Raw genomic sequence first — 15,026 nt, forward strand, 5'->3', positions numbered from 1 at the left:
TTGAATATTGCTTATATCATGGCTGGTTTAAAACCGCTACAGATGTGGTAGCGTCAATAAATCTAATTATAAGTTAGTAATAAAAGCGTATATTTTAAAAAGTGTGAATTTAATATTGTAACGCTAAACACCCATTTTTTAAGGAGTTTACCGCTCAAAACTTGCGTCTTTATATATTTAGTGCATTAATGTGAGTAATATTAAATGATTATAAGTTGCTGGATATTAAGCATGCACAAAGGTTTAAACTTTGATGAATTAACAGGTAAAGGACAGTCTGTTCGAAGTAAGTTAATTATAACCTTTATAATTATAGCCTTAGGGCCACTATGTATACTTACTTGGTTTAGCCTTGGACATGTAAATAGCACGCTTAAGCAAAATGCAGACGCTGAACTAAACGAGCTTAATAATATAGGTAAGCAATTTGCTGATATTTGGTTTGCAGAGCATGTTAAGGATCTATATTTGCTTAGGGCGCAGTTTGATATTAGCCCGACTAAAAAACAACAATTAATAGCGCAATTTGTTGAGCAGTACGACTTTGTTAATAATGTAGAACTTATTGATGTAAACCTCGTTAAATCACTACCTTCATCACCCTTTTTTAATATTATTAAAGATCAACGTTTTAATAACATACGCTCTGGTATTAAAAATACAGGTAAAATCCAATTTCAGTCAATGACAGTCTCAGGGCGTGAGTATCATATTATTGGCTTACCGTTAGTAAATACCGAAAATAAGCTACAAGCCATATTGCTCGCAGATATAAATTTAAACGGCTTATTAAATAATCTAAGTAAAATACACGCTGCAAATAAAGACATAACATTTTATGTTATGCATAATAATAAAATTCAAAAAAATAATAATTCAGAAGATTCTCAACCACTATTTTTCTCTCAAAACGGCTCCCCAACGCAACGTGTTTTTTCTTACAGTAATAAAAATGAAGAGACTTTATACGGGTATATTGATTCTCTAGAGTTTTTAAATGAATCTGGATGGCAATTACTTGTAACAAAACCAAAAGAAGTTGCACTACAAGGTGCTAATTTTTATAAACAGCTTGCTTTATTAACAAATGCGGGGGCATTGCTGCTTATATTAACGTCATCGTGGTGGTTTGGGCGTCGACTTTCTAGACCTTTAATTAACTTAGCTAAAATTGTTGAAAGTATTACAAAAGGAGATAAGGTAAAAGTCCCTGTAATAAACGACAGTATTGAGTTTAACCAGCTTTCATTGGGTTTACGTAATTTAGTAGCCGTAAAAGAAGAGCAACACAGTATATTACAAAAGCAACGCTCTGCACTTCAAATTGCATTAAAACAATTAGCCGAGCAAAAAAGTGCATTAGATGAACACGCTATTGTTGCTGTAACTGATTTGCATGGCACCATCACTTTTGTAAATAAGAAATTTTGTGAGATTAGTGGCTACGATGAACACGAATTAATAGGTCAAAACCATCGCCTTTTAAATTCAGGAAAACACGAAAAAGCATTTTTTAAAAATATGTATAAAACGCTTAAACGTGGTGATATATGGAACGGGCAAATATGCAATAAAGCTAAGCATGGTGGCATATATTGGGTAGATACGACGATTGCACCATTTTTAGATGAAAATGGAAAACCGCAAAACTATATTGCTATTCGTAATGACATTACAGCCCTGAAAGTACAAGAGCTAGAGCTTGAGCAACACAAAACACAGTTACAGTTAGTGATAGACTCAACAGCCGTGGGTATTTGGGATTGGTATATTGATACGAATAAAGTGACGTTTAATAACCGCTGGGCCGAGATAATAGGTTACAAACTCAGTGAGATTGAGCCTTGTACTATAGATACTTGGTATACATATGCTCACCCAGACGACTTAGTGATATCAAATAAAAAACTTCAAGAGCACTTTGCCGGTGAGACTGACTATTTTGTTAGTGAAGCCCGCATGAAGCATAAAAATGGACATTGGATTTGGGTACTCGATACTGCAAAAGTAGTTGAGTGGAATACCGATGGCTCTCCAAAACGTATGATAGGTACGCATTTAGATATATCAGAACGAAAATCTACAGAGCTTGAGCTACAAGGAAGCCGCGATAGGTTTGCATCTTTGGTATCAAATATCCCTGGCATTATTTATCGATGTAAGTTTGATAATAAATTAAGCATGCTTTATATGAGCGAGCAAGCGAGTGGAATAACAGGTTATTCACCTGATGAGTTGATACATGATGAACCCCCCAGCTTTTTTGATTTGATATGCGAAGACGATTCTAAAAAAATAAAAGATGAAATTCTACGTTGTGTTAGCGCTAAGCAGTCATGGTCTGTTGAGTATAGGATTACAGCCCGCGATGGCTCCTTACATTGGGTAAATGAAAAAGGCCAAGCCATTTACGCAGATGATGGCAGCATATTGTATTTAGATGGATTTATTTTTGATATTACAGAGCGTTACAATACACAGTTAAAAATAAATCGTCAGCAAAGCCTACTTGAATCAATGAGTAAGCAAGGGCAGATTGGCGCATGGGAGATGGACTTAGATGCGCATACACTTTATTGGTCTGATGAAGTTAAAGTTATTCACGAAGTACCAGAGGACTTTGAACCGAGCATAGATACCGCTATTAACTTTTATAAACCAGGCATACACCGAGATACTATAAGTACCTTATTTGAGTGCGCAGTGACTTTAGGTGAAAGCTGGAGTGTAGAGCTTATTATTTTGACCTATTCTGGGCAAGAGCGTTGGGTTAAATCGATGGGCCAAGCTGAGCTTAAAGACGGTAAATGTGTACGTGTGTTTGGTTCATTTCAAAGTATTGATGCACATAAACGACTTGAACTTGAGAGCGAAAAAGCAAATCGTTATAACAAAAATTTAGCCGCGCTTACAGTCGCACCTGAGGTGCAAAATAGTGATGTAGAACAGGTTAAAAAGCTAGCCGTTAAATCTATGTGTGAAGTGCTAAATGTTACACGAGCTTCGATATGGATCTTTAACGAAAAACGAGATGTGATGACGTGTCATTGCTTATATATAAATGGTCAAGGGTTTGTAGATACCGACGCTATTTTAACTGCTAAAGACTACCCAGCTTATTTTAATGCTATTTATAAACATAATTTAGTGGCTATTGATGATGTTTATACTCACTCAGCAACTGTTGATTTTATTGAAGCATATGTAACACCACTAAATATTAAATCGATGCTTGATGCTGTAATTGCAACAGGCGATGGTAATTTAGGTATTTTGTGCGCTGAAACAGTAGGCGAGCATCACAACTGGACGCAAAGTGAAGAAACGTATCTTCGCTCATTAGCTACTTTAGTGGGAAGCACTTTAGTTTCTCAAAAACGAAAAGTAATTAGTGAGGAGCTAAAAGTAGCACTCGTGAAAGCTGAAGATGCAGCCATTGCTAAGAGCCAATTTTTAGCAACCATGAGCCATGAAATTAGAACGCCGATGAATGGCGTACTCGGTATGCTAGAGCTTGTTCAATTAGAGTCGCTATCTAAACCAATAGAAACAAAAGTAGATATAGCCAAAAAAAGTGCACATTCTTTATTGGGTGTAATTAATGATATTTTAGATTTCTCTAAAGCTGAAGCAGGTAAAATCGAGCTTGAAGAAATTAACTTTAATGGACGTGATTTAATTGGTGAAGTTGCTGCCGCACAAGCATTTACAGCTCAAGACAAAGGTATTGAAATTATTTTGGATCTGGTAGCGCTAGAGCCTTCGCAGTTATGCGGCGATCCAGGGCGCATTCGCCAAGTTATTACCAATTTATTGAGCAACGCCGTTAAGTTTACGAGTCAAGGCGAGGTTGTTGTAAGCGCGAAAATTAATAAAGTAGCTCAAGGTTTAGAGTTTGTTGTAAGTATAAAGGACTCAGGCATAGGAATAAGTTTAGAAAAACAAGAGCAATTATTTACCCCTTTCTCTCAAGTCGATGCATCAACAACGCGTGAATATGGAGGCAGTGGCTTAGGGCTGGCTATTTGTAAGCAGCTTTGTGAACTAATGGGGGGGGCTATCTCTCTCACTAGCGAAGCCGGTAAAGGGAGTACTTTTACTGCCACTATAATGCTGACTCCGGGAGATCAAAAAGAACGTTATATTCCTAATATTAATATGGAAGAGCTAACCGTTTTGGTTGTTGATGATAACGAGACAAATCGAATTGTAATTTCACAGCAGCTTGAGCACTGGGGAGCTAAGGTTGCGCTTGCATGTGACGCACGCGAAGCTCTTGATATGTGCGCGCAGCAGTATAAAAGTAACAATTGCATGTATGACATTGCAGTGCTTGATATGCAAATGCCAGGAATGGATGGTATAGAGCTGTGTAAAGCACTAAAAGCACATGAACATTATAAATCAATGCCACTTGTAATGATGACCAGTATTGCTGGTATGGAAGGTGCGCAGCGCTATTCTAATGCAGGCTTTCAGGCATATTTCCCCAAACCTGTAACCACTGCCGATTTAATTTCTGCACTGTCAGTCATAACAAGTAATGATTCAGATGAGACACTCCCACTTGTTACTTCAGGCTATATTTCCTCTCTTAAAAAAGAAAAGGTGCAGGAACCTACCCAAATATTACTTGTAGAAGATAATCCAATTAATCGACAAGTGGCTACATTAATGCTCAAAAAGCTTAATTGTGACGTTACAATTGCCGAAAATGGTCAATTAGCGATAGATATATTAGAGTCTCACGATTCTGGTTTCTTTAAGCTCGTTCTTATGGATTGCCAGATGCCTGTTATGGATGGCTTTGCTACAACCGCTGCTATTCGTAAAGGCGTGGCGGGTATACAACACAAAAACATTAGGATCATTGCTATTACGGCTAACGCAATGGACTCTGATAAAGAGCGTTGTATAACCGCTGGAATGGATGACTACTTGAGCAAACCGATTCAATTAGATATTTTAAAAGATAAATTAGAGCAGTATATTTAAGGTAAAAATACAATGAGCCAACCCGTTATAATACGTGATGCAAAACCAAGTGATGCGAAAACAATTTTGCACTTTATTACCGAACTTGCCATATATGAAAAAGAACCGGATGCAGTTAAAACAGACGAACAGGCTATTTTAGATACGCTGTTTAGCGACGGTGCTACTGCGCACAGCATAATTTGTTTAGAAGGTGATGAGCCAATTGGTTTTGCGGTCTATTTTTATAATTACTCTACATGGTTAGGTAAAAATGGCCTATACCTTGAAGATTTATACGTAAGCCCAGATAGCCGTGGCAATGGTGCAGGTAAAGCCATTATGAAGCACTTAGCTAATAAGGCGATTAGTAATGACTGTGGTCGTTTTGAATGGGTAGTGCTTGATTGGAATAAACCCGCTATCGATTTTTACAATAGCATTGGTGCAAAGCCTCAAAACGAATGGATTATATATCGCTTAACAGGGCAGGAATTACTAGACTTTGCTAAATAGTTAATGAAAATCATTTGCATTTAGGTTTGTGGGTGTGTAAGTTAACTACACGCCCACAAATAAACGTGCAGATGATTATATGATCTCAAACCAAAAACAATCCCACTCAGATTTACTTTGTCTTGATCAAGCATTAAGCCCTTGGCAGTCGAATATAATGCAAGGTAATTATGCATTTGAACAAGGTGCACTTCTCGAAGCCCGCGATAAATACTTATTAGCTAAAACACTTGCAGATCATCTTCTTCAGCAGTTTTTATATGCTCAGATTAATAACAATGTCATCCATGCTATTGAGCATTGCATACCCGCACTTGTTGTTGCGTCGCATAATTTAGCTGATACCTATATAGCTATGCAACAGCCTGAAAATGCATGCAAATGGCTATGCGAAGTACACTTAACACTCTGTTCGCTAATTAAGCATACTCATTACGATATACAAAAAGTGAGTAAGCATCATTACACTAAAACGTCCTATGAACTTGTATCATTTGCAAGACGCTATCATTTTTTACCTGAGCTAATAGAGCAAGTGAATTTTTGCTTATGCTCAGAGAGCACTACAAACAATCAACTGCACTAATTTAAAAGAAAAAGGAGTATTTATGGCTTTTACTTTGCCTGCACTTAACTATGAGTACGATGCGCTTGAGCCTCATATTGATGGTAAAACAATGCATATTCACCACACATTGCATCATCAAACGTATATCAATAAAGCCAATGCTGCTTTAGCAGATACTGTTTATGCAACCGCAAATGCTGAAAAATTACTTAAGGGAATAAACAGCCTGCCTAGTAATTTACAAAAAGCAGTACAAGAGCATGTAGGAGGGCATTTTAATCACAGCTTATTTTGGCAAGTAATGAGCCCAGAAGGAGGAGGGGAACCTGAAGGTAGTGTAGCTCAGGCAATAAATGAACAGTTTGGCAGTTTTGATAAGTTTAAAGATCAATTTACTGCTGCTGCAATTAGTCAATTTGGCAGTGGTTGGGCGTGGCTATGTGTGACCCCAGATAAAAAGTTGATTGTAGAAAATAGTGCTAATCAAGATTGCCCTTTAATGCAGGGAAATACCCCTATTTTGGGACTTGATGTATGGGAGCATGCCTACTATTTGAAGTATCAAAATAAGCGTCCTGACTATATTGCTGCTTTTTATAATGTAATTAATTGGACTGAAGTTGAAAAACGCTACCTAGCCGCAATAAGTTGAGTGCCGAATATGGCTAGTAATACAGTTTATTTTCTATAAGCTAGGCTCTATTAGATTAATTTATAGAGCCGTTTATGTACACTTCACATTGGCAAAAAGCACGTCAGAGTCGCGATCCTCGTTTTGACGGGCTTTTTTACGTAGCGGTAAAAAGTACCGGTATTTATTGCAGACCAATTTGCCCTGCACCAACGGCTCACGAAAAAAACGTTGCTTATTATCAGTTTGCCCATAACGCGGCGCAAGATGGTTTTAGGCCCTGTATTCGTTGCAGGCCCGATAGTGCCCCAGGCAGCGCAGCATGGCAGGGTACAAAAACGACGGCACTTAGAGCAAAACAGTTAATAGATCAAAATGACGAGCACGACTGCGAAAAATTAGCAGCTCGTTTAGGCGTAAGTAGTCGTTATTTAAGGCAGTTGTTTAAGCAGTATTTTGGCGTGTCGATTACGCAATATCGATTATTTAACCAATGCCACTTTGCTAAAAAACTGATTCAAGAAACACATTTACCCCTTACCGAAATAGCGTTTTCCGCAGGCTTTAAAAGCATTAGGCGCTTTAATGATGCATTTTTACAGCAGTTAAATATAGCTCCCTCGAAGCTGCGCAGTGGCGATAAAAAGCCAACGTCAACACTCACTTTAACCCTGCCATTTAGGCCGCCTTATAATTGGCCTGCTTTGCAGGGCTTTTTACAAAGGCGCTTGATAAAACCAATGGAGTGGATAACACAAACGAGCTACGGGCGTACTTTTACAAGTGATCAATATAAAGGAAGTTTTACCGCAGAATTTATAGCGAGTAAAAACCACTTTAGTGTATCTATCAATATAGACAATACGGCGTACTTACAACCTGTTATAAATAATATACGCCGTGTGCTTGATTTAGATGCCGATATTAATTTAATTCAAATGCATTTAAGCGCCAATATAAACAATGCGTTTACAGTGTGCGAAGGGCTCAGACTTCCGGGGATTTGGTCAAGTTTTGAAGCAGGGATAAGGGCAGTACTTGGACAACAAGTGAGTGTTACTGCGGCGCATAATTTAGTAACAAAGTTAGTTGATGAATTAGGCGAAAAAGAGGGCGATGCCGTTTATTTTCCTACGGCTAAAATTGTTGCTAATAGTGATTTTGCATTTTTTAAAATGCCACAAGCACGCAAAAATGCGCTACACAACTTAGCCCAGTTTTGTGCACTAAATCCTGAAAATGACGATTTAGACGAATGGCTTAGCTTAAAGGGAATTGGTCCTTGGACAGTAAATTATGCAAAGCTGCGAGGACAAAGCCAACCCGATATATTACTTGATGGCGACTTAGGTGTTAAAAAAGCTCAAGCGGCGGCAAACCCTTTTGAGCCTGCTAATTGCGCTCCTTTTCGCTCTTACTTAACGTTTCAACTTTGGCAGCAATTATAATGATCATTCAAACATCAATTTCGAGCCCTATAGACGACATAATTATTCAAGCGACTGATAAAGGTGTGAGTTACGTTGGTTTTTATCCTCCAGTTGAGCACCCTCATACGCCATTTGAGCAAGTTACTAACAAGGCGGTGCTTATTTGCGCTGCGCAGTTAAATGAGTACTTTGCAAAAAAACGCACTATGTTTGATGTACCACTTGATACAACCGGTACGGTATTTCAGCAAAGTGTATGGCAAGCACTATTAACAGTACCTTTTGGACAATCGCAAACATACGGCTATATTGCTAACCAACTCAATAACCCAAAAGCAGTGAGGGCAGTAGGCGCTGCTAATGGTAAAAATCCGATTAGTATTATTGTACCGTGCCACCGAATTATTGGCGCAAATGCAAAGTTAACGGGCTATGCTGGTGGGCTTGATAGGAAACTGTGGTTGCTGAAGCACGAAGGATTAATGTAAATTAATTGATAAAATATAGCCAGTCTGCTTAACTCAACCTATAATTTAAATAATCAACTAATAAAAATTATTATGCGTATTAATAGCTTAGTTTACTTTTTTATTGCCAGTTTAATGTTTACCGCTACTGCGTTTAGCAAGCCGCAAAGTCTCGTGTTTTGTTACGAAGACAAAAATATAGCACCCATGTTTTTAGGTGATGGCCAAAATATACCAACAGATAAACCTGGTGCATCAATCGAAATACTTCAACAACTTGATTTAGCATTGCCCAATGTAGCAATATCATTTGTTAGAAAGCCATGGCGTAGATGCTTAAACGATTTAGAATTTAATCGAGTTAATGCTGTTATTGCAAGTTACCGCAAAGGGCGAGAAAACGTTGCTGTTTACCCTGTTGATGAGCAAGGTAAGTTACAAGATGACTACGCAGTAAGTGAATTTGGCAGCTGCCTTATAGGGCGTTATAAATTTCATAAGGAATGGGAGACTCGTGAAGTATTTCAAAATAAAGCATTTACGATAGCTATTCCTAATGGTTATGGGCTAAATAGCGCGTTAAAAGAAGAACCATTTTTTATTCATAATACGTTTTCTAAAAGCAAAGCTTTTGAGTTGCTAGATAAGGGGGTAGTGCAGGCGAGCGTTGATCTATGCCAAGTAGATGGCTTAAAAGTGTCGAGTTATCCGTATGAGGGTAATAATGTTAAACCTATTTATCCCCCTTACGAAACCAGCCATGGTTACCTTGTATTTTCAAAAAAATTCTATGAAGAAAATAATGCTCTAAGCTTGCAAATGTGGCAGTGGTTATCAAAATTTGAAAGTGCACCTGTGTATATTAAATACTTACAAACACTTAAATAAACAGGCCCTGACAAAATAAAATTCGCGTTTGTAAATTGGTATTAATTTAATATTAAGGTAGCATAAGCGCACTTTTTATAAAATGGCACCACAATGGCTCAATTATACTTTTACTACTCTGCAATGAATGCAGGTAAATCAACCACGTTATTACAATCTGCATTTAATTATAAAGAACGTGGCATGGAACCTGTGATCCTGACTGCTGCCATTGATGATAGACAAGGCGTGGGTAAAGTATCGTCTCGTATTGGCTTGCAAGCAGATGCGCATGTATTTGATGCTAGCAAAGATGTTTTTGATCTTATTCAATCACTCAACAATGATAAAAAACGCCATTGTGTGTTAGTTGACGAGTGCCAATTTTTATCAAAAGAACAAGTAATGCAATTAACCGATGTGGTTGATGAACTCGGTATACCTGTATTGTGTTATGGCCTGCGTAACGACTTTAGAGGCGAGCTCTTTATAGGGTCGCAATATTTGCTTGCGTGGGCTGATAAGTTAGTTGAGCTTAAAACTGTTTGCCACTGTGGACGTAAAGCAAACCATGTACTGCGTACCGATGAAAATGGCGAAGCAATAGCCGATGGTAACCAAGTAGAAATTGGCGGCAATGACCGATATGTTTCGGTATGCCGCAAACATTATAAAGCCGCGTTAAATATGGGCCGATAAAGCATTTAAAAATGTATCAATATCTTCGCGGGTTATATCTAAATGCGTAACTAGCCTAAGCTGCTTGCTTGGACTAAATAATATGCCTTGTTGTTTAAGCGCTTCAGCAATATCTTTAATATTTATACTGCTACTGTATGTTGCGTAAACCATATTAGTGGTGTTAGTCATATCGACAGTAAAGCCACTGATTTCACTTAATTGTTGAGCCAAATAACGTGCATTTTCATGATCGTCTTTTAAGCGCTCTACATTGTGCTCAAGTGCAAATTGTCCAGCGGCTGCAAGCATTCCGGCTTGGCGCATACCGCCACCAAGTACTTTTCTCCATCGTCTTGCTTTATTAATAAGTGCTGGTGAGCCTAATAATAAAGAGCCTACGGGCGCCCCCAAACCTTTAGATAAACAAATAGAAACTGAGTCAAAGTGCTTTGTAATTTCAGTGATGCCAACTTTTAGCTCAACAGCGGCATTAAAAGCACGTGCGCCGTCTAAGTGCAGCGCTAAACTATGCGTATTAACAAAGTCACGTGCTTGGGCTAAGTACTCAATCGGGAGTACTTTTCCGCCAATGGTATTTTCTAAGCTGAGCAATCGCGTTTTTGCAAAATGACAATCGTCTGGTTTTATAGCCGTCGCTATTTTACTTAAAGGTATACTGCCATCAGCATCGTTTTCAATAGGCTGTGGTTGCACAGACCCTAAAACAGCTGCGCCACCACCTTCAAACTTATAATTGTGAGCATTTTGGCCACAAATGTATTCGTCACCTCGCTCACAGTGCGCCATTAACGCAAGTAAGTTGGCTTGTGTGCCTGAGCTACAATAAAGTGCGGCTTCAAAATTAAAACGCTTACACGCATAGGCTTCTAGTTGGTTAACGCTTTCATCATCACCATATACATCGTCACCAACCGGTGCGTTGTACATAATATCGCGCATTTCTTTTGTTGGTTTTGTAACTGTATCAGAGCGAAAATCTATCATGATTGCCTTATCCTTTTTATTATTTTTAATAAAATTGGTATTAATCAAGCTCGCTACAAATTTGCTCACGAGTGTCTTTATCAAAGTAGGTCCATGCAATAAAGCGGCTAATTTTTTGACCTTGTGCCATATCAACAATTTTATACTGTGCTATTGGGTGAGCTTTTAATACTTCTTCAAGGGCTGCAATATTATCTTTTTTAGAGACTAACGACGTAAACCACAGTACTTGCTCTGCAAAGTCTTCGCTTTCTTTAACCATATTAGAGATAAACTGTACTTCACCGCCTTCGCACCACAATTCATTATTATGACCACCAAAATTAAGCGTGCTACTGGGTGTTTTTCCTAAGTTTTTCCATTTACGTTCACTGCCTTTACTTGCCTCTTCTTCACTTGCATGAAACGGAGGGTTACAGAGCGTTAAATGGTATAGATCTTTTTGATTTATAACGCCTTCAAAAATATGTGATGCGTTTTTTTGTTGTTTTAGGGTTATTTTTAAACCATTAAACTGGGCTATTTGCTTTGCTATTTTCACCGAGGCTGTATCAATATCAGTCCCAGTAAAATGCCATTTATATTCACTTGTACCAGTAAGCGGATAAACTAAGTTAGCGCCAGTGCCAATATCAAGCACTTTAATTTGCTTACCTAAAGGTATTTGTTGTTGATTATCATCACTTAATAGGTCGGCCAAGTAGTGAATGTAGTCAACACGCCCAGGTATAGGTGGGCATAAGTTGTGCTCGGGAATATCCCAAAAATCAATATTATAATGTGCTTTTAAAAGAGCTTGATTGAGTGTTTTAACAGCCTTGTTGTCACTAAAATCAATGCTTTTAGTCCCTGCAGGTGTGGTTATAACAAAGGGCAGTAGAGCAGGATGCTCTGTTGTTAATAAATCGAAGTCGTACCCATTTTTATGTAGGTTACGAGGGTGTAATTTTGAACGTGCTTTATTTTCTTTCATGGCTTCATTTTAACAACAGATATGATGTGGTGATTGTAACAAATGCTGATGAGTAAAGTGCAGACATTTCCTTTGGTATATTTAATATTACTGGTAGGATGAGTTGAAAATAATAAAAAGGAATAACTGTGGCAATTTCTCAGCAATCAATAATTATTAATGTAGCTGATCAGCAAACACTTCATTTACGCCGTATTAGCGATGAAGATAAGCAAGGGCCTATCGTATTTTTTATGCATGGAGCAATAGAAAACGGTAAGATTTTTTACACGCACTCTAATAAAGGACTTGCCCCTTTTTTAGCTGAGCATGGGTATAGATGTTATGTGGCTGATTTACGTGGCCGAGGTGATAGCAAGCCAATCATTTCGAGCGAGTCCGAATATGGACAAACTGAGTCTATCCTAGAAGACATCCCTGCCTTTATTAAGCAAATAGAGTTGATTGAAGGCAAAAAGCCAGACTACTGGGTTGCTCACTCTTGGGGCGGGGTATTGATGAACAGCGCGTTTGCACGTTTTCCAGAATATATTAACGACGTTAAAGCATGTGTGTATTTTGGCTCTAAGCGTTCTTTATTTAATAATCATCCTCAAAAATTATTACAAGCCAATTTAATTTGGTATTTTATGGCACCTTTACTTGCTAAAAAACATGGCTATTTAAATGCTAAAGGTTATAAGTGGGGAAGCGATAACGAAACTCAAAAGTCGCATTATCAAAGTATGCAATGGGCTAAAAAGAAGCCATGGATAGATTCTGATGATAATTTTGATTATGCAAAAGCGCTAAACAACCTGCATTTACCGCCAACGCTTCATATTGCTGCGGTAAAAGATAAAGCATTAGCGCAACCAATCGATATTCAAAAATTTATGGACGAATCGGGGCTAGGCATTCAACAAATGCAAATTTACGGTCGTAAACACGGGCATAATTTTGATTACGATCATATTAATATGCTTACCCACCCAAGTGCGCGTGATGATCAATTTAAAGATTTACTTAATTGGTTTAAAGCACATCCGTAAGGGCCTGTTGACCTTCCAGGATTAAAATTTGTTCAATCCAAGGAAGATTTAATCACGGCGCGAAGTTTGTAACCTAGTGGGCTCGGTAACTGCTCCTGCGTTCCCCTACTGGCTTACATCCATAAAAACCGAGCAAAGCTTGCGCGTCCTACTCACGCACCTTACCTACATCCAGTAGGCAACAAAGAGTTAATCGTCCCTAGAGAGAACCCAAAGGGCAGTGGATGTTTGGTCTTTATGCTGCGTTATCGCCTATTTATGGGGAACAACCACACTACATAGGCTCTGCCTTGCCTAAATACCAAACAGCCTACTGCAAATTTAACCTCGAAAGATAAACAGGCCCTAATTAATTCTCATCAAGTAACTTTAGAAGAGGTGTTTTGTAACGCTCCCACTTAGCGATTGCGGCGTTATTAATAGGTTGGCGAATAGCATGTTTACTCAAGGTCGTTACCGGTGTTTTTTGTTTATAAAATGCTAAGCAGCGCTCTTCAAAACTACAGTTTAAAAAACCAAGTAACTGCGTTAGCTGCTCTTTTGGGTTACTCACTAAATCTTCGTAACTGACATCATAAATTGGCATCTCTTTAAAAGAGTGCCAATGGCTCATCAATTTTTCATACAACTTATGATAAAGCTTAAACTCAGGTAGTGAGCAAAAGTAAGGCTCGTTTTCAGCAAAGTAATTAGTGAAGATAGAAAATGCGGTGGCATTAAAATCACGACTTAAATTTATAAATTTAGCATTTGGAAATAGAATATATATAAGTCCGAGCGACTGATAATTACTCGGCAGTTTATTTATTATAAAAGGTCTGATGGGCGATGCTGTTTTTAATGTTGTGATATACAGCTCGCGGGCTTTTTTGATTAAATCCGGCGTTAAATGTGCTAAACATTGCGGGTAAGTCACTCCCGTTTTTTGTTCGATAAAAGCAACTGCGTTATTACTAATACTCGTGCTCTCTCCTAGGCTCGAAAACTGACTATGGCTTGCCAACATTTGCTCCACAAGGGTAGAGCCACTACGAGGCATGCCAATAATAAATACAGGCGTGATATTACCCGTAAATTTTTTATCGGCAGAGGCTATAAACTCCTCGGTGTTGTATTTTATTATTTCATCGTAAAAAGGGATTAAATCTCTAGTGTTAAATTCACTTAATTTTTTTTGTAATTTATTCGCCAATATAAAATAATTAAATGCTTGCTCGGTATCCTCAAGTGCATCGTAACTGTTTGCTAATGCGTAGTAACACACCATTTTTAAACGTAAATTACTAGTTTGAGTTAATAAGTGGTGCAAATTACTTACATAATTATGTTCTTTATCAAAGCGACCTAATTGTACAAGTTCAAATAAAATATAGGCTGTTACAGGATATACACCAATGCTGAGTGCATGAGCAAAAGTTGTATGAGCTTTATCTAACTCGCCATGTGTTAAATAGTGCTGTGCTAAGTAATAATGAGGTTCTGGATTATGACTTGCTAATTTTTTTGCGTATTCAAGCACCGTTAGCGCATCGTTTGGCGAATGAACACCGTTAAAAGCATCAGCAAGGGCATGTAATGGTTCAAGCATATGAGGCAAGCGCTCACAGGCTTTTTGGAGTAGGTATACAGCAGAGTCGTAACGTTCTAGTCGTAAGGCAATTCTGCCTAAGCCAAATAAAGCCTCACCATTTTCAGGGTTACTATTTAAAATTGCTTTAAAATGGAACTCGGCTTCTTTGAGTTTATTTTGTTGCAGTAGTTGGTTGGCTTTTTCAAGTAGCATAGTTATACCAATTTTATTAAAAAATAATCATTCTATCGCATTAAATAGCGTACTCACTGCGTTAAAAATTATTCATATAGAGCAACTATATATCATAGTT

The 15,026-nt window shown here is 38.0% G+C and carries 12 protein-coding genes; 9 read left to right on the forward strand and 3 right to left on the reverse strand.

Features of this window, described 5'->3' with window-relative positions:
- The first annotated feature begins 231 nt into the window (after window positions 1-231).
- The 8 genes from H5117_RS06865 (at window position 232) to H5117_RS06900 (ending at window position 10,152) form a co-directional block, all read left to right on the forward strand.
- Window positions 232-4,995: a PAS domain-containing protein gene (locus H5117_RS06865; protein WP_182736840.1), complete on the forward strand. Its 4,764-nt coding sequence runs from the start codon at window positions 232-234 to the stop codon at window positions 4,993-4,995.
- A 12-nt stretch (window positions 4,996-5,007) separates the two neighbouring features.
- Window positions 5,008-5,490: a GNAT family N-acetyltransferase gene (locus H5117_RS06870; protein WP_002958990.1), complete on the forward strand. Its 483-nt coding sequence runs from the start codon at window positions 5,008-5,010 to the stop codon at window positions 5,488-5,490.
- Between the two features lie 79 nt (window positions 5,491-5,569).
- Entirely contained in the window at window positions 5,570-6,076 is a 507-nt protein-coding gene (locus H5117_RS06875; protein ID WP_182736842.1) for a hypothetical protein, read from the forward strand.
- Window positions 6,077-6,098: 22 nt separating this feature from the next.
- Complete coding sequence (locus tag H5117_RS06880; protein ID WP_154902934.1) at window positions 6,099-6,710, forward strand: superoxide dismutase; 612 nt, start codon at window positions 6,099-6,101, stop codon at window positions 6,708-6,710.
- Window positions 6,711-6,784: 74 nt separating this feature from the next.
- Entirely contained in the window at window positions 6,785-8,137 is a 1,353-nt protein-coding gene (locus H5117_RS06885) for a DNA-3-methyladenine glycosylase 2 family protein (protein ID WP_182736844.1), read from the forward strand.
- Window positions 8,137-8,607 carry a methylated-DNA--[protein]-cysteine S-methyltransferase gene (locus tag H5117_RS06890; RefSeq protein WP_182736847.1) on the forward strand — a complete coding sequence of 157 codons (471 nt, stop codon included), beginning with the start codon at window positions 8,137-8,139 and terminating at the stop codon, window positions 8,605-8,607. Before H5117_RS06885 ends, H5117_RS06890 begins: the two co-directional genes overlap by 1 nt.
- 72 nt (window positions 8,608-8,679) lie before the next feature.
- The gene (locus H5117_RS06895; protein ID WP_182695201.1) at window positions 8,680-9,474 is read left to right on the forward strand and encodes an amino acid ABC transporter substrate-binding protein; all 795 of its coding nucleotides are present in this window, start codon (window positions 8,680-8,682) and stop codon (window positions 9,472-9,474) included.
- A 93-nt stretch (window positions 9,475-9,567) separates the two neighbouring features.
- Window positions 9,568-10,152, forward strand: a complete 585-nt coding sequence (locus tag H5117_RS06900; RefSeq protein WP_154902930.1) for a thymidine kinase — start codon at window positions 9,568-9,570, stop codon at window positions 10,150-10,152.
- Here H5117_RS06900 and ltaE read toward each other — a convergent pair.
- Together ltaE and rlmF are read right to left on the reverse strand one after the other, a co-directional pair.
- A complete protein-coding gene (gene ltaE, locus H5117_RS06905) occupies window positions 10,135-11,139 on the reverse strand; it encodes a low-specificity L-threonine aldolase (RefSeq protein WP_182736849.1) in 1,005 nt (334 codons plus the stop codon). The genes H5117_RS06900 and ltaE overlap by 18 nt on opposite strands.
- Before the next feature lie 40 nt (window positions 11,140-11,179).
- Window positions 11,180-12,112: a 23S rRNA (adenine(1618)-N(6))-methyltransferase RlmF gene (gene rlmF, locus H5117_RS06910; RefSeq protein ID WP_182733311.1), complete on the reverse strand. Its 933-nt coding sequence runs from the start codon at window positions 12,110-12,112 to the stop codon at window positions 11,180-11,182.
- 128 nt (window positions 12,113-12,240) lie between these two features.
- Between rlmF and H5117_RS06915 the strand changes: the two genes are divergently transcribed.
- Entirely contained in the window at window positions 12,241-13,143 is a 903-nt protein-coding gene (locus H5117_RS06915; RefSeq protein WP_182716319.1) for an alpha/beta fold hydrolase, read from the forward strand.
- Between the two features lie 349 nt (window positions 13,144-13,492).
- On the opposite strand, the gene H5117_RS06920 is transcribed toward H5117_RS06915, so the two are convergent.
- Window positions 13,493-14,926, reverse strand: a complete 1,434-nt coding sequence (locus H5117_RS06920) for a sulfotransferase (protein WP_182736851.1) — start codon at window positions 14,924-14,926, stop codon at window positions 13,493-13,495.
- Window positions 14,927-15,026: the final 100 nt, after the last annotated feature.

Origin of the sequence: Pseudoalteromonas sp. SG45-1, from assembly GCF_014164135.1 — a bacterium.
In the GTDB taxonomy this organism is placed as follows: domain Bacteria; phylum Pseudomonadota; class Gammaproteobacteria; order Enterobacterales; family Alteromonadaceae; genus Pseudoalteromonas; species Pseudoalteromonas distincta.